Annotated in this window: 22 protein-coding genes; 14 read left to right on the top strand and 8 right to left on the bottom strand. The window is 46.3% G+C overall.

The annotated features are described in order from the left end of the window. Positions 1–216, top strand: a 216-nt coding sequence (locus LAY41_RS28655) for a hypothetical protein (protein WP_249105531.1), incomplete at its 5' end; no start/stop codon positions are given. A gap of 51 nt (positions 217–267) precedes the next feature. Here the strand turns inward: LAY41_RS28655 and LAY41_RS28660 are convergent. After that, a complete protein-coding gene (locus LAY41_RS28660) occupies positions 268–1095 on the bottom strand; it encodes a D-alanyl-D-alanine carboxypeptidase family protein (protein ID WP_249105532.1) in 828 nt (275 codons plus the stop codon). A gap of 301 nt (positions 1096–1396) precedes the next feature. Here LAY41_RS28660 and LAY41_RS28665 point away from each other — a divergent pair, with 301 nt between their 5' ends. Beyond that, on the top strand, positions 1397–2347 hold the full coding sequence (locus LAY41_RS28665) for an AEC family transporter (protein WP_249105534.1): 951 nt from the start codon (positions 1397–1399) through the stop codon (positions 2345–2347). Here LAY41_RS28665 and LAY41_RS28670 read toward each other — a convergent pair. Further along, complete coding sequence (locus tag LAY41_RS28670) at positions 2327–2860, bottom strand: phosphoribosyltransferase (RefSeq protein ID WP_249105581.1); 534 nt, start codon at positions 2858–2860, stop codon at positions 2327–2329. The genes LAY41_RS28665 and LAY41_RS28670 overlap by 21 nt on opposite strands. A 176-nt stretch (positions 2861–3036) precedes the next feature. Beyond that, positions 3037–4419: a helix-turn-helix domain-containing protein gene (locus LAY41_RS28675; protein WP_249105537.1), complete on the bottom strand. Its 1383-nt coding sequence runs from the start codon at positions 4417–4419 to the stop codon at positions 3037–3039. Positions 4420–4652: 233 nt separating this feature from the next. Between LAY41_RS28675 and LAY41_RS28680 the strand changes: the two genes are divergently transcribed. The 3 genes from LAY41_RS28680 to LAY41_RS28690 are packed head-to-tail and all read left to right on the top strand — an operon-like array spanning position 4653 to position 6476. Continuing rightward, positions 4653–5171, top strand: a complete 519-nt coding sequence (locus tag LAY41_RS28680) for a hypothetical protein (protein ID WP_249105539.1) — start codon at positions 4653–4655, stop codon at positions 5169–5171. Positions 5172–5173: 2 nt separating this feature from the next. Beyond that, on the top strand, positions 5174–5902 hold the full coding sequence (locus tag LAY41_RS28685) for a Tat pathway signal protein (RefSeq protein ID WP_249105541.1): 729 nt from the start codon (positions 5174–5176) through the stop codon (positions 5900–5902). Beyond that, a complete protein-coding gene (locus tag LAY41_RS28690; RefSeq protein WP_249105543.1) occupies positions 5883–6476 on the top strand; it encodes a hypothetical protein in 594 nt (197 codons plus the stop codon). Before LAY41_RS28685 ends, LAY41_RS28690 begins: the two co-directional genes overlap by 20 nt. A 67-nt stretch (positions 6477–6543) precedes the next feature. Here LAY41_RS28690 and LAY41_RS28695 read toward each other — a convergent pair whose 3' ends face one another. Then, positions 6544–7182, bottom strand: coding sequence for a Uma2 family endonuclease (locus LAY41_RS28695; protein ID WP_249105545.1), 639 nt, complete (start codon positions 7180–7182; stop codon positions 6544–6546). A 219-nt stretch (positions 7183–7401) separates the two neighbouring features. Here LAY41_RS28695 and LAY41_RS28700 point away from each other — a divergent pair, with 219 nt between their 5' ends. Beyond that, complete coding sequence (locus tag LAY41_RS28700; RefSeq protein ID WP_249105582.1) at positions 7402–8856, top strand: MFS transporter; 1455 nt, start codon at positions 7402–7404, stop codon at positions 8854–8856. Positions 8857–8942: 86 nt separating this feature from the next. Here LAY41_RS28700 and LAY41_RS32920 read toward each other — a convergent pair whose 3' ends face one another. Both LAY41_RS32920 and LAY41_RS28705 read right to left on the bottom strand, forming a co-directional pair. Beyond that, positions 8943–9119 (bottom strand): hypothetical protein, encoded by a 177-nt coding sequence (locus LAY41_RS32920; RefSeq protein WP_420840358.1) that lies wholly within the window; start codon positions 9117–9119, stop codon positions 8943–8945. Next, positions 9116–12172, bottom strand: a complete 3057-nt coding sequence (locus LAY41_RS28705; protein WP_249105547.1) for a PAS domain S-box protein — start codon at positions 12170–12172, stop codon at positions 9116–9118. The genes LAY41_RS32920 and LAY41_RS28705 overlap by 4 nt, the downstream gene beginning before the upstream one ends. A 337-nt stretch (positions 12173–12509) precedes the next feature. Between LAY41_RS28705 and LAY41_RS28710 the strand changes: the two genes are divergently transcribed. Together LAY41_RS28710 and LAY41_RS28715 are read left to right on the top strand one after the other, a co-directional pair. Continuing rightward, a complete protein-coding gene (locus LAY41_RS28710; RefSeq protein WP_249105550.1) occupies positions 12510–13193 on the top strand; it encodes a HEAT repeat domain-containing protein in 684 nt (227 codons plus the stop codon). 316 nt (positions 13194–13509) lie between these two features. Further along, positions 13510–14037 (top strand): phycobiliprotein lyase, encoded by a 528-nt coding sequence (locus LAY41_RS28715; protein WP_249105552.1) that lies wholly within the window; start codon positions 13510–13512, stop codon positions 14035–14037. A gap of 12 nt (positions 14038–14049) precedes the next feature. On the opposite strand, the gene LAY41_RS28720 is transcribed toward LAY41_RS28715, so the two are convergent. Then, positions 14050–14835 (bottom strand): hypothetical protein, encoded by a 786-nt coding sequence (locus tag LAY41_RS28720; protein WP_249105554.1) that lies wholly within the window; start codon positions 14833–14835, stop codon positions 14050–14052. Between the two features lie 235 nt (positions 14836–15070). Between LAY41_RS28720 and LAY41_RS28725 the strand changes: the two genes are divergently transcribed. The 4 genes from LAY41_RS28725 to LAY41_RS28740 all read left to right on the top strand — a co-directional run bounded on the left by LAY41_RS28725 (position 15071) and on the right by LAY41_RS28740 (position 19932). Beyond that, complete coding sequence (locus LAY41_RS28725; RefSeq protein ID WP_249105556.1) at positions 15071–16222, top strand: ABC transporter ATP-binding protein; 1152 nt, start codon at positions 15071–15073, stop codon at positions 16220–16222. Continuing rightward, a complete protein-coding gene (locus tag LAY41_RS28730; RefSeq protein ID WP_249105558.1) occupies positions 16223–17017 on the top strand; it encodes an ABC transporter permease in 795 nt (264 codons plus the stop codon). It abuts the gene before it with no gap. A gap of 80 nt (positions 17018–17097) precedes the next feature. Further along, positions 17098–18816: a GldG family protein gene (locus tag LAY41_RS28735; protein WP_249105561.1), complete on the top strand. Its 1719-nt coding sequence runs from the start codon at positions 17098–17100 to the stop codon at positions 18814–18816. A gap of 360 nt (positions 18817–19176) precedes the next feature. Then, entirely contained in the window at positions 19177–19932 is a 756-nt protein-coding gene (locus LAY41_RS28740; RefSeq protein ID WP_249105562.1) for a DUF4340 domain-containing protein, read from the top strand. A 4-nt stretch (positions 19933–19936) separates the two neighbouring features. On the opposite strand, the gene LAY41_RS28745 is transcribed toward LAY41_RS28740, so the two are convergent. Beyond that, entirely contained in the window at positions 19937–23782 is a 3846-nt protein-coding gene (locus LAY41_RS28745; protein ID WP_249105565.1) for an ATP-binding response regulator, read from the bottom strand. Positions 23783–24068: 286 nt separating this feature from the next. Between LAY41_RS28745 and LAY41_RS28750 the strand changes: the two genes are divergently transcribed. Beyond that, on the top strand, positions 24069–24995 hold the full coding sequence (locus LAY41_RS28750) for a circadian clock protein KaiA (RefSeq protein WP_249105568.1): 927 nt from the start codon (positions 24069–24071) through the stop codon (positions 24993–24995). A gap of 99 nt (positions 24996–25094) precedes the next feature. Next, on the top strand, positions 25095–25412 hold the full coding sequence (gene kaiB, locus LAY41_RS28755) for a circadian clock protein KaiB (RefSeq protein WP_249105570.1): 318 nt from the start codon (positions 25095–25097) through the stop codon (positions 25410–25412). Positions 25413–25495: the final 83 nt, after the last annotated feature.

Here is a 25495-nt window from a genome sequence, read left to right on the forward strand (position 1 = left end):
GCAGAGGGGCAGAGGGGCAGAGGGGCAGAGGAGCAGAGGGGCAGAGGGGCAGAGGGGCAGAGGGGCAGAGGAGCAGAGGGGCAGAGGAGCAGAGGGGCAGAGGAGCAGAGGGGCAGAGGAGCAGAGGAGCAGAGGGGCAGAGGAGCAGAGGGGCAGAGGGGCAGAGGGGCAGAATCTTCCCCCTTTTCCCTCTTTCCCTCTTTCCCTAGCCCCTAGCCCCTAGCCCCTAGCCCCTAACCCCTAGTCCCTAGTTCCTAGCCCAGTCGCTTAGTTTTTAATTTTTAGTTGTTTGGCTTTGTAAAAAGTTTCTAAGCTGTCGCGATCGCCCACAAACCTCCAGTGCCAAGGCTCATAACTGACGCCTTGTGCATTGTTTTTCGGGAACGACATCTCAAAACTATAGCGAGCCGCATTAGCCTGGAGCCACCTGAAGGCAGCAGTCTTTTCAAAATTGGGACTCAGGTTGGTTGCCGGTACTCTACCATCCCCAACATCGAGGGCATAACCCGTGTGGTGTTCGCTGTAACCGGGCGGCGCACTGACGGTTGCTCGTTCTGCGGCTACCTGTCCCCGCTGTGCTTTAACGTCAAAAAACAGGTGCTGCTGTTCCGCCACTGAGCGAAAGCCCGAAATCGGCACCAAAATGACACCTTGTGCCCTAGCTCCTGCCACCATAGCGTTATACTTCTGGGCAGCGGCTTTGCGTAGCTTAAAGCGACCATCCCCCGCAATGGGTTGAAGTTCTGCGGAGGGAGCTTCTTTGTAAGCAAAGTGTCCGGATTTTCCTAAGACTATATCCGGCTCGCGGGGGGAACTGCTGAGAGCCTCCTTTGAAGTTAGACTTGGTTCGGCGGTGGATGTTGCTTCACTCTTTTGAGCTGTCGCTGTCTGAGAGGAAGATTGAGACAAACTGGCGAACCACAGACCAATAAAAAGAGCGAACGCTCCCCAACCCACCAATAGTCCCATTAACCACATTCGTTGCCAAGGACGCTGGGGTAATGGAGACGGCGCTTCCCTTAAAGCCTCAGGAATATCATCCATTGAGGGAGCCGCTACCTTTGATGGCTTTCCAGACAAGCTGGCATTATCCACACCATTCACTCCTGCACTTAAGATCGAAACCGAACGCTAAAGAAATTGTAACGGGTCATTGGGAAGGGAAGATTGCAGATTGCACATTTAATTAAAACAGGACTTAGGCAAAAACCAAGGTTTTGCCCCCTAGCCCCCAAATCTGGGGGAACAGGACTTTTCTCCCCCCAGATTTGGGGGGCTGGGGGGGCGAAAAGCTTAAGTCCTATAACATCTAAAATTCCCTTGTCATTGGTCAAAAGCACTCGGACAACTGACGACTGATAACGGACTGCTACTATTTCCTTTAACTTCAGCCACCATGTCCAGTCCGGAAATTAAGCTTTTGGAACTCTATATGCCGATCGCAGGAGGAGTTCTCCTGGGATGGTTTCTAGGCTGTATCCTGCCTAAAAGCGTGCCCGCTTATTTGGGCCAGTTTCTCTTCTGGATCGGAGTCCCGATTAGTATTGTGGCGTTTCTGCGACGCACTAATTTATCGGGGCCGATTTGGATCGCACCAGTGGCAGCTTGGGCGGCAATTCTATTGGGGGCTGGACTTGCTTGGGCGGGGATTCAGATCCGAGCATCTTTTCAATCTAATGTTGGTGTTGAAACCGATCGCGAAGAGCAGAATCAGGGCAGCTTCCTATTGGCATCAATGGTGGGCAATACAGGCTACTTAGGCTATCCCGTAACCCTTGCCCTAGTTGGACAGGAATACTTTGGGTGGGCGGTCTTCTACGACTTGCTGGGCAGCACGCTGGGAACTTACGGGTTGGGCGTTGCTCTTGCTGCTCGTTTTGGTACGGGGGCGAATAGTTTTGGACAATTACTCGGTGCGGTTCTGAAAACTCCCGCTCTGTGGAGTTTGGGATTTGGACTGGCTTTCCGACTCGTGCCCCTACCAGATTTAGTTGATACCAGCTTACAGCGGTTTGGGTGGACGGTAATAGCGCTGTCCCTAATGCTAATTGGAATGCGGCTGAGCCAGTTATCTTCTTGGGGCGGTGTGCGACAGGCGTCCATTTCCTTGGCGATTAAAATGCTGCTGGTTCCTTTAGTTTTGGGGTACGGATTGCGTGGGTTGGGTGTGACTGGGTTACCTCTGCTGGTAATCTTGTTGCAAATGGCAATGCCGCCAGCTTTTGCGACTCTGATTATTGCGGAAGCTTACGATCTCGATCGCGATTTAGCCGTAACTGCGATCGCACTTGGTACGGCTTTACTCTTCTTCACTCTCCCGATTTGGCTATGGCTGTTTGGAGTTTAAAGCTGCCGGATAAGATGCTGCCAGATCGGCTATATTCATATTCTCGTAGGGTTCAAAAGGTTGATGAATCCAGGGGCTATCCGGTAAATAGTCCACGCAGTAATCTGGGGCAATTTCAGAGCAGCCTTTGTACCAGAGTACCGCTGTCCGAATTTCTTCGATTTGGGAACCATAATTGCGCTTTAGCCAGACAACGCTCTGCTGGAGAGTTGTGCCAGAATCTACTAAGTCATCGACTAAAAGGATATGGCTGCCGAGTTGGTCATTGGTCATAGTTATGTGAGAGGAAAATGTGAGATCGCCTCGCACTCGGTTCTCGAAACCACCGTAAGATGAGGCAGCCAGAATTGCCAGCGGATATCGGTAAATCCGAGATAGAGTATCGCCAATTCGCAATCCACCCCTAGCAAGACAGATAATCTGGTTGAAGTTCCAGTCGGACTGATAGATTTTGACGGCCAAGTGTTCGATCTTAGAGTAGTAGTCTGGCCAAGAGACGTATATGTCGGGCATAAGTGACGCGATCGTATATATCATGCTACCAGTTTAAAGAAAAACTGTAGAGTACTTTACTTATTCGCCCAGCAATTGAGCGAAGCGTTTTAACACGCTTACAACAGTATACAAATCATTACCCCGCTGGAGCGCAAACGGATAGGACTCAGCATATTTTGGCTTACCTTGTTTCATCAGCCTGAACTTCCGCTGGCAATTGTTTCAGCACTTCGTAGTTGACAACAAGTTCTAACATATACTTGAATAATAAGAGATAAATCAAACAATATCTTCTCTCCTTCTATTCTTTTGAGTAAATAACGTTGGCTCAAAGATTGTAACCCATTCATCAAATCCATTGATGATAGAGATAAACTTTCTCTTAAATCTTCTCTTAACACAGGTCGATCAAATTTAGTTAATTGTAAAATAATCTCTAGTTCTATCGGTGATATTCGTTTGAATAATTCAGTGAAGCGTGATTTCATATCTTTAGTGACAATTATACCATCTTCATTCAAAAAATCAGCAACTTTCCCATTAAATATATTTTTAATTAAATTCGCAATATCTTTTAAATCAACCGGATTACCTTCATATAGTTCAATCAGCTTTGACCAGCTTGACTCGTCTTTTAACTTCAGGCTTTTCAGTATTTCGGTATTGTTTAAGCCTTGTAACTCTAAGCATTTAATAGGGTATAATTCTTCATCTAAGCAGAGCATTTCTTGGCATTGTTCTTGACTGATTAAGATTAAAGTACTTTGATGTTCTATATCTGTCATCATTTTAATCAAGTTTTGATAGTTCTTATATTCCGGTTTGAATTGTCCTGCCAATTGTCCACTGACAAATAATTCTTCCACATCATCAAGGATAATTAAACATCTTTGCTGGCGTAAAAGGTTAAAAAATTGAGTTAATTTATTGTCAGATTGAATAAGCTCGGTATTGATACCTGTGAAAATTTCAGTAAGAATACCATCTAAAGACTGGGATAGTTTGAGAGTTTTCCAGATAACTACATCAAATTGTTGTATATTTAGGTCAACAAACTGTTTAACTAGGGTAGTTTTACCAATTCCACTTAATCCTAAAACTGAGATGAGACGAGTATTTTGGTTAGTTAGCCAATCGGATAGGGTTTGAAGTTCGGTTGCGCGCTCGTAGAAATGAGTAATTTTCGGTGCTAGGGTTAAATCGTGATATCTTCTGTTTTTGTTCGTTTTCTCTTCATTATTGATAGATTGATTTGGATCTGCTGGAGGATAAAACGGACAATAAGTAATATTTGTATTTACACCAACAAAATGAGGAGAATTTATAACTCTTTCTAACGTCCAAGAAAAATTAGATTTATTGATATCTTCATTTAGCTGTTCAGATAAAATTTTAAATAACTTCCGGCTAACATCTCCAACATAGTTTTTATCATACCCAGATTCATCTGCAATTTGATTGTAACTTTTCCCTTGCCAAACTCCTTGAATGACAGTTTTTTGCAGATCGTCTAGGTGTTCACCCGTTTGTTTCTCGACTAACCGATCTACAAATTGTAAAACTTCCGTAATAGTCATAGAGGTTAGGTAGGATAATGGTTTTGGGGATTATAGCTTAGTATAAGCCAATAAAATCAAGTTTTTTCTGGGTTTTACTTAAAAATTTGTTATAAAAATCCCATCAAATCTGTTTTTTTCAATTGGTAGCGTTTAGCACCGGGGATTTACTATAAGACTGTGCCATTTTACTGGTCAGATAAAGTTCTACTTTTTTAACCAAAACAACGCAAGCAGTAGAGAGCAGGGAAAAAATGAAGTTTATTCGTAAAGTTGCCGCAATTGGGGCGATATGCCTGGTTTTTGCGGGATCGGCTTGGCAAGTAGCGCAAGGACAACAGCGCACCACTTCTCTATTTTCAACTGGTTGCGTTCGGCGCGGAACTATGGACAGCAGTCAGCAGGATATTTCTATAGGTAGACAGGCATTTACCGAAATTTTTTATATTTATAGTGGATATAACTCATTAATTACCTGTAGAATTAGACCTGCTGGCTCTCAAGCAAGGTTTAAAACTCTTCGTCTAGCTTTTGGTATTGCTGATGACATAAGGGCCAACAAACCAGTAGATGTAAACGTTTATCTGGATGGAAATCTCGCTGCGTCTAAAACTCTGTCCGTAGGCGAAAAATCGCTTTTATTATTGGATGTCAGCAAAGTCAGTAGTGTTGCCATAGAAACTCCGAACAATAACGATAGTGTATATACAAAAGTTTCATTTGTTCAAGCCCTACTTGAGCCTATTTCCTCATCTCCAGGTCGCAGGCAGTAATTATGAGTATCAGCAGACGTAAATTTACTCAGTTAGCTATTGTAGGTGGCGCTTCCCTAGCAACTACCTCTGGTATATTTTTCCCTAAACCAGCAGAAGCGTTTATTTTCGGCTTTCTGCTGAGAGCATTAACATCCCGTGCTGTTTTTGGTACTTTGCTACGCTTTGCTGCTGGCAGAATTATTCGAGGTGCATTATCCGAGGCATTTGGCCCTTCTGAAGAAGAACTTTTGGCAATTCAACTAGCTGACCGGGATTTTGTTGAGCGTCAATTCAGAGAAAACAAAACCGAACTTGCACGCGCTCAAACTAATATTTTCTGGGGGCAACAAAGACAAGATAAGTGGGGGCCAAATGTGGGTTTTGGTTTTGTTCAAAAGTATCAAGGTGAAACTAGCACCGCTAAAATTACTGGCCCTACAATGACAGGCATTCATATTGCCAGTCAAGTGCTAGGTAAACAGGGACTTTCTCCTAATCAGGTTGCAGACTCATTGTTACCCGTAAATTCTCAATTTGATGATTGGTGTAGTTGGGAAGGAGATAGTTTTCCTGATGCAACTGGGAACCGAAATGTTTGTTTTCAAAACTATCGTACAGTCATGGGCGAAGTTACTTCTCGCTATGAGTTAATTCAACCTGGTCGCGGTGGACGTGGTAATGTTGAGCTAATTGTTGAAGCTGGTGGTCAGCCGCGCCGGGAAATCATTGTTGAAGTCAAATTTGCATAATTTTTTAGCTATGAGGAGACCTCTAAAACTAACTGCTTCTTTACTTATCCTTCTGGGATTATCTTTTCAAGCTGAAGCTAAAATTTTATACACATCTCAGGAATCTGCAAGTGAAATACCGATTTTACTTGCAGATGGTGTAAATGAAATTTTAGTTAGCAGAGAAACTATCATCCCAAGACCTAGAAGAAGTGATTTGAATGATGCTTTGAGAGGATTCAGAACGCAAACTTTTAGAGTAAGTCGTTCTGTAGATTTTACTTTAAACAGAGACGGAATGCGGCATATTCTCCAAAGTCATCATCCTAATTATTGGGATGGTTCACAAGAACAGTATCAAACATTTTTTGATGAAGATATGGATGTTCGTGATATTGTAGGAGCAATTAGAAAGGTAGTAAATGAAAATAGGGAAATATTAAATGGTGTGACTGCTAATCGGCAGTGTCAAATTACTGGAACATTAGGTATATTAAATCGAAAAAATTATGTTTTAGGTATAAAATCCGGCAGGCTCATAGGTCAGTTTTTTCCAAAACATCGGAATTACCGACTTACAAACCCCTGTCGGTAGATAAAGTATTTTTTTTGCTATTATTCAGCTTTTAATTTCTTACGATCGCTACCCATCCAAAACAATATCAAATCCCCTGCCCATAACCAACAATCTGCTCAACAGTAATCTCTAAATCTGGGAAAACCCGCGACTCAATCCTCTGTTTCCCTGTAAAACTCTGAAACTCATATTCTCTTTCCACTAAAATACTACGCGAATTAACCAATTGTCCGATCGCAATCGTAGGTTCTTCAATTTTCGGATTCCTGCGGTTAGGATAGCGATCGACAGTAAACAGCGGGTCAACAATCCACAACTCACTTACTCCAAAAGCAGCATACCACAGGGGTTTATGCCGATAGTCCTCTTGCCAATTCGTACTGACAATTTCAATTACAACGCTGGGTGATTCCCTCAATACCGCTTCTGATTGAGTCTGGCGATTCCAAGAATCCCCATTAATTGCAATTAAGTCGGGTTTGCGAGTATCTTTTGGCCCTAATTGCAGTACGGGTTTTGGATGCACCAGCAGTCCGAGTTGGCGGCGTCTGCTTTCCATTCGCAATTCTACCATCAGTTCGGAACGCAGATTTTCGTGTTCCCCTGAAGGTTCTACCATCACAGATATCCTTCCGTCGATAAGTTCGTATTCCTGTCCTTCCGGGAGGTCTAGGTTAAGAAACTCTTCTACGGTATAAGTCTGGAATTGCGCCGCAACAACCATAGTCAAGTCCTGGCAGTTGGTTATATAATTTTATCCTTAAGTTTCATAACCTACAACTTCCTCCCGATGGAATGTTGTGCATTTCGTATAGTAAAAAGTTCGATCGCTCAAACCAAAAGGGACGGCTTCCCCTCACCGGAGGCGCTAAGCCAAACAAAAATATAGCGTTTGGCAGCAGTTGAGCCTAAAATTAGCCAAGTACAATCCATCGCCCTTAGTATGAGTAATCCTGCCAATTCTCCCCATTCCGATTCCACACCTGAAAGCGGAAAGCTCAGTTTCAGCACCAAACTGGCTTACGGTGCTGGTGATATGGGTGCTGCGATCACAGCTAACATTGGGGTGTTTTATATGGCATATTTCCTCACCAATGTCGCTGGTTTGAATACTGGGTTGGCAGCATGGGTGCTTCTGATTGGCAAGGTTTGGGATGCGGTGAACGATCCGATGGTGGGTGTGATGAGCGATCGCACCCAGAACCGCCGCTGGGGTCGTCGCCTCCCTTGGATGCTGTATGGTGCGATTCCTTTCGGGATTACTTTCTTTTTGCAGTGGATTGTACCCCGCTTTAGTGGTGATGAGGCGACGAATCAGTGGGCATTGTTCTGGTACTATGTGGTGATATCGATTCTGTTTAATTCTTTCTACACCGCCGTCAATTTGCCCTACACCGCTTTGACACCCGAACTGACTCAAGACTACGACGAACGCACCAACCTCAACAGCTTTCGATTTGGCTTCTCGATTGGGGGTAGTATTCTGTCTGTGATTGTGGTCGGTATTATTGCGGGTGTAATTCCGAATGACCGCATTCAGCAATATTTGGTAGTTGGAGCGGTTTGTGCCCTGATGTCCGTATTGCCTATGTATTGGTGTGTTTGGGGGGTTCGGTCCCGCGTTATGGCCGTAGCAGCACAACACCCTGAGATCGAGCAGCCTGTATCCACACCAATTTTGTCACAATTGCGGATTGTTTTGAGCAATGTACCGTTTTTGTTTGTGATCGGTATTTATCTCTGTTCCTGGCTCGGTGTCCAGCTTACAGCTGCGATTATTCCTTACTTCGTTGTTAGTTGGATGCGCTTGCCAGATTCTGCGATCGCGCAAGTAATTCTCGGCGTCCAAGGAACTGCTCTGGTGATGCTGTTTGTCTGGAGTGCGATTAGCGAACGGGTGGGCAAAAAAGCGGTTTATTTTATGGGAATGGGAGTGTGGATTATAGCACAAGCAGGACTGTTTTTCTTAAAGCCCGGTCAAATATCTTTGATGTATGTCTTATCGGTGATGGCAGGTTTCGGTGTTGCTACAGCTTATCTGATTCCCTGGTCAATGCTGCCAGACGTGATCGAACTGGATGAATTGAAAACAGGAGAGCGTCGGGAAGGCATATACTACAGCTTTGTGGTATTATTGCAAAAAGTTTGTTTGGCGATCGCAGTCTTCTTGGTTCTGAAAAGCTTAGATTGGGCTGGATATGTGAAACCCCTGGCAAACGCTGCTACGCCTATTCAACCAGATTCTGTCCTGTTGGCAATCCGCATTGCTATTGGCCCTATGCCCACAATTGCCCTCATCTGCGGTTTGGTGCTGGCCTATTTTTACCCCATTACCCGCGAAGTTCATGCGGAAATATTACTGAAACTCAAAGAAAAGCAAAATGTCATTGGTCATTAGTCATTAGTGAATAGTCAATAGTCATTAGTTATTAGTCAGTACCTTTTCACAAATGACTGATTTCAGATTTAAAATAAATCTAAAATCTAAAATTTCCCAATGACAACTGACAACTGACAACTGACAACTGACCACTGACCACTGACCACTGACCACTGACCACTGACCACTGACCACTGACCACTGACAACTGACAACTGACAACTGACCACTGACAACTGACCACTGACAACTGACCACTGACAACTGACCACTGACTTCACTGACGTAGCGGTAATTCGATGCGGAATGTCGTCCAGCCGCCCTCGCTTTCTACGTTAATATTGCCCCCCATCTGCTCTACCAGTTTCTGTACTAAAGCCAGCCCCAAACCAGTACCGCCTTGTTTCCAAAGATCTGCCTGTAGAACTCGATAAAACTTCTTAAAAAGATGAGCTAACTCGGAAGGGGGGATTTCAACTTCATTGCTGACGGTAAAGATAGTCATCGGCACACAGGACGAGGAAGTAGCCTGCCACACTGAGGCATATTCTTCTGACTCTATACTGTTGCCTAAGTGGTGGTAAACGCGCAAAACTATCCCGCCGTTAGGGGGCGTATATTTGCAGGCATTGTTGAGCAGTTCTGCCAGGATTCGGGCCAATCCAGCGCGATCGGTAACTAGCGAGGGTACGTCGGGTGACAGTTCTACTTGGAGGTTTTGTTTCCGTTCTAGAGTACGGCTGTAAAATGGTTCAACTATGTTGGGTAACCACTCTTGCAGGTTTACGGATTCGGCGAGGGAAAGGGGATAAGAGGATGCTTCTAGCCGCTGCAAATCCAGAAGGTCGTTAATCAGTTCGGTTTCGCGATCGCACTCTGCTTTGAGAATTTCTAAATAGCGCTGGTGTCGTTCTCCGCTGGGAACCAGTTTGAGCATTTGGATCGCCATTTTCATGTTTGCCATAGGCGTCCGCAATTCGTGGGAAACCGTACTCAAAAAGTCATCTTTGAGGAGATTGAGTTTTTCCAGTTCCGCTACTTGTGCTTGGGCTGCTTGATAAAGTCTAGCTTGACGAATCGCGATCGCGCACTGATTCGCTACCTGCTGTACCAATCGGATTTCTAAATCGCTAAAAGCATAATCGTGGTCGTTAATTAACCACAAGTCCCCCAAAACTCCTTCATTATCAAAAATAGGACAAGCCAGCATCGCCACTCTTCCCCGCACTGGATTGGGAAAGATCGAACAAAACTGGAAATATTTTTTTTCTAGCAGTTGAGTATAAAGTTCGGGGAAGTTTGCCATGTGAGCTACGCGACCCTGTTTTGCCGGAAAGTTAACTGCGTAGTCCTGACAAACGGTGGTAGTGCCCTTTTCTAAATCGTATATAGCCGCATTACAGGAACTGATGTTTAGTCCGATGGCTACTTCCTGCACGGCTGTTTCTAAAATCTGATTTTCATCAAGGCTGTCGCGAACTTTGTCAGTTATGCGTTTGAGCATTGCTTCAAAGTCAAGCGCCTTTTGCAACTGGGCGGTGCGTTCTTGCACTTGCCGCTCCAGCTCGGTATTGAGTTTTTGTATTTGCTTGAAAAGTGAGGCTTGCTGGATTGCGACCGCCACCGTTGTTGCCAGCTGTTGCAGGAAATCGATTTCAAACGGTTGCCAATGTCGCGATCCAGAACACTGATGGGCGCACAGCAATCCCCATAGTTGGTTGTTGAACGCAATTGGCACAACCAGATTAGCGTTAATCTGTATTCGAGCGAGTAACTCTATGTGACAAGTTGCGAGATTTGCTTGGTAAATATCATCAATGGCACAGACATGACCCTGTTCGTACTTTTGAATAAATTTTGTGTTAAAACAAGGATCTTCGCAAGAGACACCCAAGATTGACGAACAATTCGGTGCAATGGATTCGACAACAAATTTACCAAAATTCTGGCGCTCGATCTGATAAATTGCTACCCGTTCTACTTGCAGAAAGCTGCGTACTTCTGCTACTGCTTGGTTGAGAATTTCATCTATGTTTAATGACTGGCGGATGCGCTCTTGCATCATTCCCAGCAGCCGCTCTCGCTCAGTTTGCTGGCGCAGCGCTTCTTCTGCTTGTTTGCGATCGGTAATATCTTGAACGGCACCGTATATCAGAAGTACGTGATTTTTATCATCACAATAAACAGGCTGGCTATAATCCCGCAGCCAGCGGATTTCCTCATTTTTGGTTAATATCCGGTATTCGCTCACATTTGAGAGCCAACACAGAATGGTTTGCAGGCGCTCTTGAAAAATTGACTTATCATCGTGATGGATGAGATTTTGCCAGCCGCCGCGTGCTTCTACTTCTTCAGAACTGAAGCCGGAAATACGGCTAAAGGCACCTGTAATCCAGTCGGTCACAAAAAAGCCGTTGGAGTCGATCCTCGCGGCATAAGCGAAGTCGGATGTAAGCTCTGAAACAATCCGATAGCGCTCTTCGCTTTTTGCTAGTTTTCTTTCTACTTGTTTGCGATCGGTTGTGTCTCGCAGAATTAGCACAACTTCTTCAGCGTCGCTAGGAATAATCCTAGCTTCAAAGTCGCGCAATTTGCCATTATTTAACAGCTGATATTCAAAAATTTCGCTTTTTCCCTTCGAGAGGGCTTGTTCTATGTGCTGCATAGCCCTAGCAGCTAGTTTTTTTGGTAATGTATCGGATATTTTTCTACCCAAAAACTCTCTGTGAGACAATTTCAATGTGAAGTTTTTTGGGACTTGGCCGTCCAAAAATGTCCCATCTTTATGAGTGCGAAATATAGCATCCGGTATGGCATTCAACAAAATTTGGGTTGTCCTTTCGTTTTGTTGCGATCGCTCTTTTGCCTGTACCTCATCTGCGACTTCTATAGAAACTTCTACAAAACCTGTGATGTCACCATTGGCATCTTTAATAGCCGAATTAGTTAGCCGTGCCCAAAACTCGCTGCCGTCTTTGCGCTGCAAGAAAATTTCCCCTCTCCACTCACCTTGCTGGACTGCGTTGTCGAAAATTTCTTCTACCCGCTGGCGGCTAATTTGAGGCACCGTAATCTCATAGATATTTTTACCTATGACTTCTGCTGCTTGCCATTGATAGAGAGTTTCGGCGTAGCGGTTCCAATAGGTTATCTTCCTTTCTGTATCCGTGGCAATGACGGCATGACAGATCCGATCTAAAAGCGATGCCTGAAAACGCATTTGCTTATCTGCCTGCGCCTCAGTTTCCGCTGCCAGTAGAATAGGTGAGCGCGGTCTTGAGGCCACCTCATCCCGGCAAAATTGACTCAGACTATTGAGCCCTTCTAGTTCCATACTCAGTTATTCGTCCCCTGGTTCTGACTCTTCGCTACGACGATCTTTATAGAATCAGGCTAGACCGGCTAATACTAGCAATTTAAACGTTTTCTGAGCGTGCGTCCATAGATACATATTTTTTCTCATGGGTAAGGGGGTAGACAGTATTCAGTAGTGCTTCGGCTTTAGTGCTGAGTATAACCCTGCGGATGAATCCGGGGGCTTGGAACCATTTACTGAGTTTGATGAAGCTTAGTTAGGGGACTGGCGTTACCATTTAGGTTGCTTTGGCGTCAAGCTGCTGTAAATATGTTAAGATTTGTGAATAAATATAGCTAAAGGTTAAACTAAGGAAATGAATGATTCCAAGATAGAACAAATTTCAGCCCAGCTAGAAAGTGAGTCTTCGCGCGATCGCATGATCGCCCTCGCCTCGTTGCGCGATGTGCCAGCGTTTGAGGCGGTGCCTTTAATAAAAAAAGTTTTAGAGGACGAAAACCTCCAAATTCGCTCAATGGCTGTGTTTGCCTTGGGTATTAAGCAGACTCCAGAGTGCTATCCGATTTTAGTAAAGTTGCTAGAAACCGATCCCGATTACGGAATTCGCGCTGACGCTGCTGGTGCCTTGGGTTATCTGGAAGATAATCGTGCATTTGAGCCTTTAGTGCGGGCTTTTTACGAAGATACCGATTGGTTGGTGCGTTTTAGTGCGGCAGTCTCGCTGGGAAATCTCAAAGATCCACGGGCTTATGAAGTGTTGATTCGGGCTTTAGATACGGATGAAGTCGTGCTGCAACAGGCAGCGATCGCAGCTTTGGGTGAAATCAAAGCGATCGAAGCAATCGATCGTATCCTCGACTTTGCCCAGTCAGAGGATTGGTTAGTGAGGCAACGCTTAGCCGAAGCTTTAGGCTATCTTCCTAGCCCTAAAAGTCTTTGGGCCCTCAAATACCTCCAAAAAGACAGTCATCCCCAAGTTTCTGAAGCAGCTAGAATTTCCCTGGGCCGTCTGGAAGAGGGGCTAGAGGCTAGAGGCTAGGGGCTAGGGGCTAGGGGCTAATAAAATCTAGGGTTTGGTGGAATTCAGAACGTCCTAACTGCCTTGGTGGTTGCTATATCTATAATTTTTTTTACCCCCTGCCCCCCTGCTCCTCTGCCCCCCTGCCCCTCTGCCCCCCTGCCCCCCTGCCCCTCTGCCCCCCTGCCCCTCTGCCCCTCTGCCCCCCTGCCCCTCTGCCTCTCTGCCCCGCTGCTCCTCTGCCCCCCTGCCCCCCTGCCCCTCTGCCCCTAGCCCCTCTTCCCTAGCCCCTGTAAAATTGGGATAAGAAAATTTTTGGCGCGAGACAATTTACTTCATGGATGTTAAAGAGTTTTTCCAGCTAAGCGCTGGCAAATGGTTTTCACAACGTACAAGTCACCATCTGGCTTTCAAGCAATCAGAAAGTGGCAAGTCAGACCTCAAGATTGATATGCTCCCAGCAGACGATCCAGAAGTGATTAAGCTGTGCCAGCAATACGATATTGCCCTGGAGAATACCTGGGGTGGGGCTCGTGTCACTTGGGACGGCACAATGGAGTGGGATGAAGAAAAACACGCTGGTTCTTCAGTGCTAGTACCAATCCCCGACCCGGATAACCCGAACCAAGGCAAGTTGCTGCGGGATGTTGGCTATGCCGAGAAGGCAGAGGTTGCAGGTCGCTACATTATCGGTAGCGACGATGCTATGACGCTGATTACTGAGTACGAGACTATGTATTCAGAAGAGCGCATCTGGTTTGCAAGTCCTAATTTGCGGCTGCGAACTAGCATACTGAAACGATTTGGTGGCTTCAGTATGGCGTCTTTTTGCTCGGAAATTCGCATGGGAGTAGTCAAAAATTAAAAGTTCAAATATTCATTTTTCAGCTTTTACCTCCTCTATGGGGTAGGCGAAGGCTTTGAGCTTGGTGTAGAAGTCGGAGGATGGGCTATCTGGGATAAATCGATCGATCGGGCGATAGCCCAAATTCCAGCTAGAAAAGTCACTGAATTCTAAACTTGGCAGTTGCTGGCGAGACTGATAACTCGAATAGCCATTTGTCAGATGAGGCGAAATCTCATCTGACTCTGGCACCAGCCCAGATGAGACTTCCACAAAAGTTTCATTTGGACTGGGGTGACTTTCCCGATCTGCCGCGACAGCGATACTTGATTTGGCGATATGTTCCTCCAAAACAGGCTGTGCCAGCGCCTCAAAGGGGGTTAAGGTAGGGGCGGCTGACCGATCGGCAGAGATAAAGGAAATCTCTGCTGCTGGTCTATCAAGAGCGTTCTTATGGTGCTGGCGCGACTCCTCTACTGAGTCTGCGGAACTGGTAAAAAACTGCTCCTGAAGCTCTTTGGGTAATTTGCTGCAAACAAGGCGTTCAAATTCGGACTTGAAATGGTAAAGCGGTTGGTTACGCCGCAGCCAAATAACTAAAATCTGCTCGACCGAAACGGCTTTATACCGTCCTTGATAGAGTGCCTCAATGACGGCAAGACGCACCCAGTTAGCTGGGTAATGGCCGCTCCACCGCTCAACCAATTCACTGGCCCGATAGCCGCCCACGTCGAAACTGTAGTTAGCCAACAGCAATGCAGCGGCGGCGGCAGCCGGTTCGTTTTCTTGTGCTGTACAGCCTTTTTTTAGTTCGCTCATCAACTGTCAATCTTAGCGCCGTAAAAACGACATAGGGGCAAAAGGCAAGGGTTTGCAGCGGGGTACTCGAACCCCACAACCAATTTTAGGGGTACTTTTCGGAACAATTAACAATGAGTAATGAACAGCCCGGACGCGAAAATGTTAGTTTGTGACCGAGGGCAGTTAGTGAGGCGAGGTCAACAACCCACCGACAACCTGATGGTATGTCGGGATTCTCCAGGCAGGAAGAAAGATGATTGAAGTTGAGCATTTGAGCAAAATCTACGGCTCGACCCCAGCGATCGAAGATGTAACTTTTACTGTGGAGCCGGGGGAAATTGTCGGGTTTCTGGGGCCAAATGGAGCCGGTAAAACGACGACGATGCGGATTTTGGCTGGGTACTTACCTGCTACCAGCGGCACGGCTCGTATTGCTGGGTATGATGTTCATGAGGATTCGATCGCAGTTCGACAGCGGATTGGCTATTTGCCGGAGGTGCCGCCGCTGTATCCAGAAATGACGGTGGAGGGATTTTTGCACTTTGTGACGCAGATTAAGGGTGTACCGGCAGGCGATCGCGCTCTTGCGATTAACTCGGCCTTAAAACGCTGCAATTTGGAAGAAAAACGTAAAGTCCTGATCCGCAAGCTTTCCAAGGGGTTTCGCCAGCGAGTGGGAATTGCCCAGGCTCTAGTCCACGATCCGCCTGCGATTATTTTAGATGAGCCGACGGTTGGCCTCGATCCGCGTCAAATTATCGAGATGCGAAAGTTGATCAAGAGTCTCGCCGGTAGCCACACGATTATTCTTTCAACTCACATTTTGCCGGAAGTCAGCATGACTTGTAGTCGCGTGGCGATCATCAATCGCGGCAAAATTGTGGTAACTAATACGCCGGAAAATCTTGAGGCTAGTCTGGTTGAGGGATCGGGTTATGAAGTCGAGGTAGAGGGAGATGCAGACACCGCCTTGGAAAGGTTAAGAGCGGTGTCGGGGATACGTTTGGTAGAATCTATGGCGATTGAGCATTTACCTGAGAATCGGTCTGTTTACCGTATAGTATCGGCAACGGGAGCAGAACCGGGTCGGGAGATAGCGACAGCTATAGTTTCAGCTGGATTGGGGTTATGCGAAATGCGACGCACTCGCGCCAGTCTAGAAGATGTGTTCCTGCAATTGACGACCTCGGAAAAAGCGATCGCTGATGATTGGGGCAGAGGAGCAGAGGAGCAGAGGGGCAGAGGAGCAGAGGAGCAGAGGGGCAGAGGGGCAGAGGGGCAGAGGAGCAGAGGAGCAGAGGAGAATTCTCACTCAGCACCCAGCACTAAAGACGAACCACTTAGGGAGTCCCAGTCCTCTTCTGTTGAAGAAGGCGAGCCGCAAGAGCAAGAAGGAGATCGTTAAATGCGGATAATCCTGGCAAATATTATGGCTATCTACCGCAAGGAGTTGCTGAGCTATTTTGCTTCGCCCTTGGCGTATGCGATCGCAGCTGTCTTTTGGTTTGTAGCTGGTTGCTTTTTTATGACAATTCTGCTAGGAGAAATTAACCAAGCCGCCATAGTCGATCAACAATACGGAGCAACTGTACCGCCCTTTGATGTTCCCTACAGAGTATTGCAGGGATTTTTGAACGTGATGGGCTCGTTTTCCTTGTTTATACTGCCGATGCTTTCGATGGGTCTTTATGCTGAGGAACGCAAGCGCGGTACTCTGGAGTTGTTGGCAACGTCGCCAATTACTAACTGGGCAGTAGCAGTGGGCAAGTTGTTAGGAGTGGTAACGTTTTTCACCGCAATAGTGATACCAGTGTTGGGGTATGAAGCGATCGCCTTGAGTGCAGCTGACACCCCGGTGCCGCCAGCCGTTCCGTTATTGGGGCATTTGGGATTAATTTTGTTGGCTGCTAGCGCATTGTCTTTAGGAATGTTTATCTCTTCCCTGACCGATAGTACCGTTGTGGCAGCAATCTTCACTTTTGTGGCGGTATTGCTGCTGTGGACGATCGATTTGTTCGGCCAAATGTTTGGCGGGGTGGTAGGCGCGGTATTTGGTTATTTATCGTTGCTAAAACATTATAGTAACCTAGTGCAAGGGGTTTTAGATACTAGCAGTTTGGTATTTTTCGCGAGTTTCATTGTGTTGGGAGTATTTCTCACCGCTCAGTCGATCGATGCTTTCCGTTTCCAGAGATCGTAGGAAATTTAAAATTGAAGATTTCAGATTTCAAATTGAATTAAATCTGCAATCTGAAATCTCAAATGGGCAATTAGTAATTTATGAAAACATTCAAATTCAGCGGTAAATATTGGAAATATCTGTTGTGGATCGGGCCATTCCTGATAGTGATGGGCATATCCGCTGGAGTGGTATCCGATAAGTGGGTGCCTATACCGCTAACGCTGATAATTTTGGGGATTGTTGCTCTAGGACTTTGGCTATTAACTCAGAGTAGTGGCGATTTAACGTCGCCTTCGCAAACTTTTTGGGGACGCCGTTCCACACAAGCTGGAACTAATGCTTTTGCGGCGACAGTGGCAGCTGTGATGATTTTGGCGATCGTAAACTTTTTGGGCGTCCGCTATTCGGGGCGGATCGACTTCACGGATAATAAACTGTTTACCCTTTCGCCCCAGTCCCAGGAGGTAGCGCGGAATTTAAGGCAACCTGTAAAGGTGTGGATATTCGATCGAAATCCGAATCCCCAAGATCGGGAATTATTGCAGAATTATCGGCGTTATGGGTCAAAGTTTAACTTTGAGTATGTTGAGCCAAATACTAATCCCGGACTGGCTAGGAAGTTTAATGTCAAGGAAAGAGGCGAAGCTTACCTAGAATATGGGGAACAGCGAAAGTTTATCCAAAAAGTCAATCAGGATGAGCGGCTTTCGGAAGAAAAGCTGACGAGTAGCATAGAAAAGATTTTCACTCTCGATCGCATTTCTACAGTCTACTTCCTGCAAGGTCACGGCGAACGTCCGATGGAGTCTGTCAAAGAAGGTTTGTCTGAGGCGATGAAATACCTTGAGCAGAAAAACTTTACCAGTAAATCGCTCAACTTGGCAGAACGCGCATCTGTTCCCAGGGATGCTGTGGCGATCGTTGTGGCAGGGCCAAAACGTCCGCTATTCGATCAAGAAGTGAAGGTTTTGCGGGATTACCTCAAGCAAGGTGGCAGTTTGCTGCTGATGATCGACCTTAACACAGATCCGGGACTGACAGGTTTATTGGATGAATGGGGTGTGAAGTTGGAAAACCGCTTTGCTGTCGATAACTCTGATGATGGGCGTTTGATCGGATTGGGCCCCGCTACTCCCGTAGTGACTGACTACGGAAATCATCCGATTACGAAAGATTTTGGCCATAGTATATCGTTCTATCAGCTGGCACGACCGCTGGATATACAGCCGGTGAAGGGTGTTGAGGCAAGTCCGCTGCTGTTTACTTCCCAGGATAGCTGGGCGGAAAGCGATCTAGAAAACCAGGACTTAACTTTCGATCCAAAAAGCGATCGCGGAGGGCCACTGATTTTGGGGGCAGCTTTCACTCGCAAGGTAGAATCCATACCCGATACCAAGCCGTCAGAGGCGTCTCCCTCTCCCGCTGTATCGCCAAATAAATCATCGGATAAACCGACTACATCTCAAAGCCCAAAGGCATCTCCTTCTCCTACTGAGTCACCAGCAAAAACCGATCTAAAATCGGATGAAAAGTCAGAGAAACGGTCAGATATGGCTCGGTTGGTAGTATTCGGAAATTCTGAGTTTGCCACAGATGGCGTGTTTAGCCAGCAGTTAAATGGAGATGTGTTTCTCAACTCGGTCAGTTGGTTGCGTCAGCAGGAGAATCAAACTCTTTCAATTCGTCCTAAGCAGGCGAGCAACCGTCGTTTCAAGATGACTCTTTCGCGAGCTAGCTTGTTGTCTTGGATAAGTATGATACTTTTGCCTTTAATTGGATTTGGAACGGCGGGCTGGCTTTGGTGGCGGCGTCGATAGAAAAAGTAGGGGAAAACGGGAATTTCAAATTTAAGATTTGAGATTTCAGATTTGTTTTAAATCTGATAGGACTTACGCTTTTCTCCCCCCTAGCCCCCCAAAGAAAGGGGGGAACATGATTCTTCTTCATCCCACTACCCCCAGTGGTGGTCACGGGGAAACATGACTCTTCTCCCCCCTTTCTTTGGGGGGTCGGGGGGGCAAAACCTTAGTTTTTGCGTAAGTCCTGTCTTAAATCTCAAATCTTAAATCTCAAATTCTCTCTCCTCTTCCCCCTAGCCCCTATTTTCTTTTGACTTTTGACTTTTGACTTTTGACTTTTGACTTTTGACTTTTATAGCCCCTAGCCCCTCTGTTCCTATGAAGTTCCAGAAGTCTACTCTAATTTTGATGCTGTCGGCACTGTTTTTGGGTGGTATTGTTTATGTCTTCGAGACAGAAGGTAGACCACAGCTAGAAGCAGCGAAGACCAAGAAAAACTTAATTTTTGACTTTCAGGAGAAAGATGTTCGGACTGTAATTTTGACAACAAAAGAGCGGACTCTACAGTTCGATCTAAATAGTCAGCCGAAAAACAATTCAGTTGCATCCAAATGGTTGCTGAAGATATTGGAAAATCCCAATAAAATTGAGGCAGCAAAAGATGCTGCGGCAACTAAATCTCCTGAACCTAAACCAACTGAGTCGCCAAAAGATGCTGCGGCAACTAAATCTCCTGAACCTAAACCAACTGAGTCGCCAAAAGAGATTAAGGCAACTAAATCTCCTGAACCAAAGGCAACTGAGCAGGCAAAAGCAACTGTTCCGCAAATGCCAGCTAATGAGGCATATGTAGCTTATTTGCTGGATAAGCTGGTGAAGGCTAAGAGCGATCGCATTCCTGTCGATCCGCGCTTACAAGATGGTCTGGATGAGCCGCTAGCAACTGTAGAAGTAAAGTTAAATAATCAGGAAACCCATAAACTGATTTTGGGTAAGCCCAACTTTAACGATACTTCTTTGTATGCTTTAGCCGACCCTCCCGAACAAGTTAAGGAGCCGCTACAAATAGTTTTGGTATCTAAGGAGTTTGAGTATGCGGTGAATCGACCTTTATCTGAATGGCAGACCCGGTGATGGGCTAGGGGCTAGGGCTAGCCCCTAGAGCATGACGAATCTGCTCCAACAACTCCTCCATCGACAAAGAAGCAGGCAAAATTTGCGTTGCAACTTCCCCCAAAACCGCTGGAAACTCCAGCGATGGGACAACCGAACTAGGGAGACTTGAGGAAGATTCATCGGCATTCGATCGCCTCGCCAGCACCAACGTAGGAGGTCTGCGTGCAACCTGTTTCAAAGCATAAAGCTCGTTGAGCATTGCCGGATTGGCTATTGAGTCACCCAAGTGGATCAGCAGCAAATCGACGCTGCGGTGCTGAACTTGCTGCAAAACTTCCTCCCAAGAATGACCTAAAACACCTTTTAATCCAGCCGTTTGCAAATATTGGATCAGCGCTTGCAGCCACTCAGCCCGCTTTTTATTACCAGCCGCCATTTCTGGCATTGTCGGCTTCACCTCGGATTGGCCACTAAGTTCTAAAAAAGTAGACTCTCCGGTCTGCTGTTCGAGCTTAGACCCAAAACGTCCGCTCAAATCAGGCAGCATTGAGATATCCGCCACTAAAATACTGGGCTTATAGGTCATACCGGCAGCAACTTGAATCGCCTGTAACAAAGTGCTGGCATCTAGTAAAGAGCCACGTGGTGTCAAACAGGGAAATACTTGTAGAGGCAAACTCCCGTGTCTACCCGTTACTTTCAGAGCAGCTTCAGTCGTTTTTTCATCCAGAGTCACCAGCGGCAGATTTGCTAGAGCCGGGTATTGGCTTAGTTGTTCCAGGTAAGCTAGGGGTTCGGTAATATTGCCATCAAGTAAGACTACCTCCGGGTGCCAAATTCGGGCTAGTAGTTCTGCTTGCTCCTGATCGTCAGCCTCTAAAATCCTGTAATTGTATTGATGCAAAAGGCTGCTCAGGTGGCTCAGAGGGGGTGATGAGGTGAGGTGTCGATCTAGATTATCTGTGTTTTCTGCCGATGACCTACCTAGTGTAAAATCCGTTGTAGCATCGGCAATGAGCCGCAGAATTGTCAAACTAGCACTCTTATCGGACCCCTTTTCTGAATCCTTAGCTGAATTCGCCAATAGCTCTAAACTTTTTCGCAAAGTATCCAATTCCACCGGCAAACTCAAAAAGTCATCGGCTCGCTTGCTGTAGGCATAATTCTTTTCTGCTCTGGTTGCGGTCACAATTACTGGAATGTGTTGGGTTTGGGCAGATGCTTTGAGTAAAGTTAAGACATCCCAACCTGAGAGTAGGGGTAGCAGGGGATTGAGGAATATGGTACAGGGTTGCAACCGCCGCGCTTTCTCTAAAGCTTCTGTTCCAGACCGAGCAATTACCACCCGATACCCCAAGCCCAAAAGCTGGTTTGTCAAATTTTCAATCAATACGGGTGTTGCCTCTACGATTAACACCAACCGAGATTGGCTATGGGGAGGGGGTAGGGGCAGTGGGTAGTGGGGAGGGGTAGTCGGTAGATTTTGCTCCACTTCCCTAGTTCCTTCTTCTGCTTCCCAGTCCTCAGTATCCAGACGATTGCTTGGGGGGCTAGGAGGCAGTAGCAGGGTAAACTCGCTGCCGCTGCCCGGTTTAGAAATAAATGTAACGTCTCCTCCGTGGAGGCGAGTTAGACGCTGAGTTAATACCAGCCCCAGCCCTGTACCATCAAACTGACGAGTCAGGGGATTTTCTAGCTGTTGGAATTTCTGAAATATTAAGTGCTGCTTTTCGTCTGGGATACCAATACCAGTATCCCAGACGGTAAAAGCAATCCAACCTTCCCAACGGCTCACCCTCAGACCGATAGAGCCGCTAGCCTCTGTAAACTTAAGGGCGTTAGAGAGCAGGTTAACTAGCATCTGGCGCAGACGCAGTTCGTCTGCGATTAGGGTGTCTAAACCGGATTCAATGGATAGGGTGAAATTGGGCTCTGGGTCGCTAGCAATCCGCTCTTCGTCGTCTGTTTTATTTTTTCCGCAATGGAGTTGTCGGGCTTGCTCGTAAGCGCGATCGCATACACTCTGAATATCCACGATCGCAAAGGTCAGATCCAGCTGCCCAGTCTCCATGCGCGTAAGATCCAAAATGTCGTTGACCACCGTCATCAGATGGCGAGCGCTCTGGTAGATCAGTCGGGTATAGCGGAGTTGGCGATCGTTGAGCGCTCCGAGTAACCGATCCTTTAGTAAGCTCGACAACCCCAGAACAGCGGTGAGGGGGGTCTTGAGTTCGTGGCTGATGCAGGCTAAAAATTCATCTTTGAGTCGGTTGAGTTGGAGCAGATCGGCATTTTTAGCTGCCAGTTCTTTGGCAACCTGCTGTTCGTCTGTCACATCCTGAGCTAGCACCAGCCACAAGTCAGTGCAGCCGCCTACCTGCTCGTTACTTCGTGCTGAGTGCTTCGTTTTGAGTGCTTCGTACTGAATTTTAAATGCTTCGTACTGAATCCTGAGCTTCTCGTTTTCGAGTCTGGGTATGGGATGCGAGATGACGGCACTATCTGTAGTATCTCCTAAAGTTGCTAGGCGAAAGTGCCCAGAAGGGTGTGCTACGTGGATCGGCTCTTTTGGCGTACCTTTTTCTATCTCTGAGAGATTCTGGTTGGATAAAACATTGCCCAGCCGAATTTTGACGAATTGCCACACTCGCTCCGAACCATTTTGCATCGGACAGACACAAATGCAAGTATTTGGATTTGTACCTATATGACACAGCTTAGGTAAGGAGGTCGGATCTGTGGAAGAGATCTGGGTCTTACCCAGATTGCCTGCTGCCCAAGTAGGCAGGAAATTTTGCAAAACTGAGAAGTCTAATATGCTTAGAGGTTCGGGGATGATATGCTCCCATTCGCCCGTTTTGTAGTTCTCTGACGGGGGTGTTATTTCTTCTAATAAAGCGGCTGCTTCTCGTCTGAGGAATTCAGGATCTTGCAATGCTCCGAAGTGTGTGCGCCATGCTAAATTTTGTTTAACTGATTGACCGCTACCAGTTTGCAACATAATGGGCAAAGGCAGTCGTTCTAGAAGTTCTACGAGGGGATCGATCGCCCCAAGTTGGGTAGCGATATTGTTGCCAACTGTGCCATTTGAGGGGTTTGTGCCATCAAATCCCTCAAATTGGTAGCCTGCGTCTGGTTTTTGTGCCGGTTCGGAATCTCCTAACTGCTCTACTGATAAGTGGTTAGCCAGGTATTGCAGCAAACGCTGACTATCGAGCAAACCCAGAAACTTGCCTGTTAAGTCAACTAGAGCCCAGTCCGAGTATGCACCTGTTTTGTATCTTTGGTCTTGGAGGTATGGCCAAAATTGCTTCAAGGTAAAATCGGCAGGCAAGGTCGCTAGTGGCTCTATAACGGATAAACCCAGATCTGATAAAGATTGGTCTAAATTAAACTCTGTAGCAATTTGCCGTCTGCGGGATGTAACTGATGAGTTGTTAGCGGCTCTATCGATCCTTGTATCTGCGTTCAAATCCGTGTGTGCTTCTACCCCCCCAACAAAGAGCCCTCCCACGGCTCTGCTTGGGAAGGTGGGGTGTTGGAGGGGCTCGAAATCCACTGTCACCTTGGATAAGTTCAGGTAGGGCAATAAGCTGCTCAGGTGCAGCATTCCCAGTGGGCGCTGTTGTTCGCTCACCACTACCAAGCGATCGGTGTAACAGATCTGGTTTCCGTCCATCTCGCACTTGCCCTGGGCTAAAATCTCTAGCACGGCGGCGAGGCTCGTCATCTGCGTACAGATGGGAACGGTGACGATAAATTGTTTCAGGCAGGGGGTCGGCATGGGTATGTGCTTTCTGGCTGGCAGTTCAAAATAACTGAAAGCGCCGAAAGCGCTTCTTTGAGTCCACAGTCCCACGACTTTCACGCCTCAACCTCTACCTACAGGGTAGGCGGTGCGTCTTTTTCAAGTGGAAGCAATACCCGCAAGTAGGGTATTGCTGTCGTTTAACGCAGAGTAGGAGACGCTTAAAATCGGGTCTTGATCATATTATGATCCCAGCATGAATTTTGCTTCTATCTCAGCAATTACAATTAATGAGAATTCAACTAATGTTAGCTTAATGTTAAGGATTGTATTGATCCCTCTCAGGATCTCTATCCTGGGGGGGAGGAATTATACAGCCAGTTGATAACCTTACTGCCTAAAGCGCGTGCGATCGCAACTTTTTATCTGTACCTTTTTGCCTTCTTCCCTACCGGCTGGGCTGCTACAGCAGTTTTTGAGTGGCGAACGCTATATGCTGACTCAATTCCAGTCAAAAGAGGCGTTTTTAAATTTTGTCCAGCAGGAACAGCAACAACTAGATTGCCTAGTTTTACATGATGTCCCAGAGTTGTTGGCCCTTCTCAAGCAGCTGCACCAGCAAGGCACGCTCTTACCAAGCGTGATTTTCTCATTGGAGACAGAAGTAAGCTCTCGCCAAACCGCTGGAAAGGAGATTCATGAGTCTACACCCGCAGAAACGCCAAGGGACACCTCAGCAGACTCCACCCCAAAGTGTTCGATCGATTTCTACGAGGCTTCGGCTTTGAGAGTCTCTATTAGCGAACTGGAGAAAATTCCCGATCTGATCGATCGCGCGATCGCTAAATTTCTGGAGCTTTCTTCCGAGACGATCCTCTATGATAAATCTTCCATCGCGGACTCTAGAGGCAAACCAAATCTCCTCCTGCAACAGCAGCAGCGGCTGGCTGAGAAACTAAGGGAACGATTAGGGTATCTGGGTGTGTATTACAAGCGAAATCCCAAACATTTTTTCCGCAATATTCCAGCTGCGAAAAAGCACGAGTTCCTGGAGCAACTCAAATTAGATTATCGCGAGATAGTTCTGAATTACTTCAATCAAGATAGCAACCTAAATCAAAAAATTGATGAATTTGTCAATACAACTTTTTTCTCAGACATTCCAGTTACTCATATCGTGGAAATTCACATGGAATTAATGGACGAGCTTTCTAAACAGCTTAAATTAGAAGGGCGGAGCGACGAAGTGTTATTAGATTATCGTCTGACCCTAATCGATGCGATCGCTCACCTATGCGAAATGTACCGCCGTTCGCTTCCCAAAGAATCTTGAGTCACGATCGGTGGTTCCTGGTTCGCCGTTTATGGTAAAAATCATAAATAACGAACAATGAATAATAAACAATGAATAATCAATAACCGACGAAAATCTATGACTCCTCTAAAGAAAACTTATGTTCTCAAGCTTTACGTCGCTGGGAACACACCTAACTCTGTACGAGCCTTAAAAATGCTAAAGAATATTCTTGAACAAGAGTTTCAAGGCGTTTACGCCCTGAAAGTTATTGATGTGCTAAAAAACCCACAACTGGCAGAGGAAGATAAAATCCTGGCAACTCCTACCCTGGCAAAAATATTGCCTCCTCCCGTTCGCAAAATTATTGGCGATCTTTCCGATCGAGAAAAAGTATTAATTGGTTTAGATCTCCTGTACGAAGAACTGCGTGAAGAAGAAGAATACGGTCTTTAAATAAATTTTGCTAAATTTGTTAGACTGGTTATGTGCGAAACCTAGCCTTGCCGCCCTTTATTTTATGGGGTTTTACTTCCATT

It is taken from the genome of Argonema galeatum A003/A1 (assembly GCF_023333595.1).
Classification (GTDB): domain Bacteria; phylum Cyanobacteriota; class Cyanobacteriia; order Cyanobacteriales; family Aerosakkonemataceae; genus Argonema; species Argonema galeatum.

Bases quoted from the DNA above. Each gene is read 5' to 3' on its own strand.
- LAY41_RS28675 (WP_249105537.1), bottom strand. From the start codon at position 4,419: ATGACTATTACGGAAGTTTTACAATTTGTAGATCGGTTAGTCGAGAAA.
- LAY41_RS28730 (WP_249105558.1), top strand. From the start codon at position 16,223: ATGCGGATAATCCTGGCAAATATTATGGCTATCTACCGCAAGGAGTTG.
- LAY41_RS28670 (WP_249105581.1), bottom strand. From the start codon at position 2,860: ATGCCCGACATATACGTCTCTTGGCCAGACTACTACTCTAAGATCGAA.
- LAY41_RS28695 (WP_249105545.1), bottom strand. From the start codon at position 7,182: ATGGTTGTTGCGGCGCAATTCCAGACTTATACCGTAGAAGAGTTTCTT.
- LAY41_RS28725 (WP_249105556.1), top strand. From the start codon at position 15,071: ATGATTGAAGTTGAGCATTTGAGCAAAATCTACGGCTCGACCCCAGCG.
- LAY41_RS28685 (WP_249105541.1), top strand. From the start codon at position 5,174: ATGAGTATCAGCAGACGTAAATTTACTCAGTTAGCTATTGTAGGTGGC.
- LAY41_RS28720 (WP_249105554.1), bottom strand. From the start codon at position 14,835: ATGAGCGAACTAAAAAAAGGCTGTACAGCACAAGAAAACGAACCGGCT.
- LAY41_RS28740 (WP_249105562.1), top strand. From the start codon at position 19,177: ATGAAGTTCCAGAAGTCTACTCTAATTTTGATGCTGTCGGCACTGTTT.
- LAY41_RS28680 (WP_249105539.1), top strand. From the start codon at position 4,653: ATGAAGTTTATTCGTAAAGTTGCCGCAATTGGGGCGATATGCCTGGTT.
- LAY41_RS28665 (WP_249105534.1), top strand. From the start codon at position 1,397: ATGTCCAGTCCGGAAATTAAGCTTTTGGAACTCTATATGCCGATCGCA.
- LAY41_RS28700 (WP_249105582.1), top strand. From the start codon at position 7,402: ATGAGTAATCCTGCCAATTCTCCCCATTCCGATTCCACACCTGAAAGC.
- LAY41_RS28710 (WP_249105550.1), top strand. From the start codon at position 12,510: ATGAATGATTCCAAGATAGAACAAATTTCAGCCCAGCTAGAAAGTGAG.
- LAY41_RS28715 (WP_249105552.1), top strand. From the start codon at position 13,510: ATGGATGTTAAAGAGTTTTTCCAGCTAAGCGCTGGCAAATGGTTTTCA.
- LAY41_RS28735 (WP_249105561.1), top strand. From the start codon at position 17,098: ATGAAAACATTCAAATTCAGCGGTAAATATTGGAAATATCTGTTGTGG.
- LAY41_RS28705 (WP_249105547.1), bottom strand. From the start codon at position 12,172: ATGGAACTAGAAGGGCTCAATAGTCTGAGTCAATTTTGCCGGGATGAG.
- kaiB (WP_249105570.1), top strand. From the start codon at position 25,095: ATGACTCCTCTAAAGAAAACTTATGTTCTCAAGCTTTACGTCGCTGGG.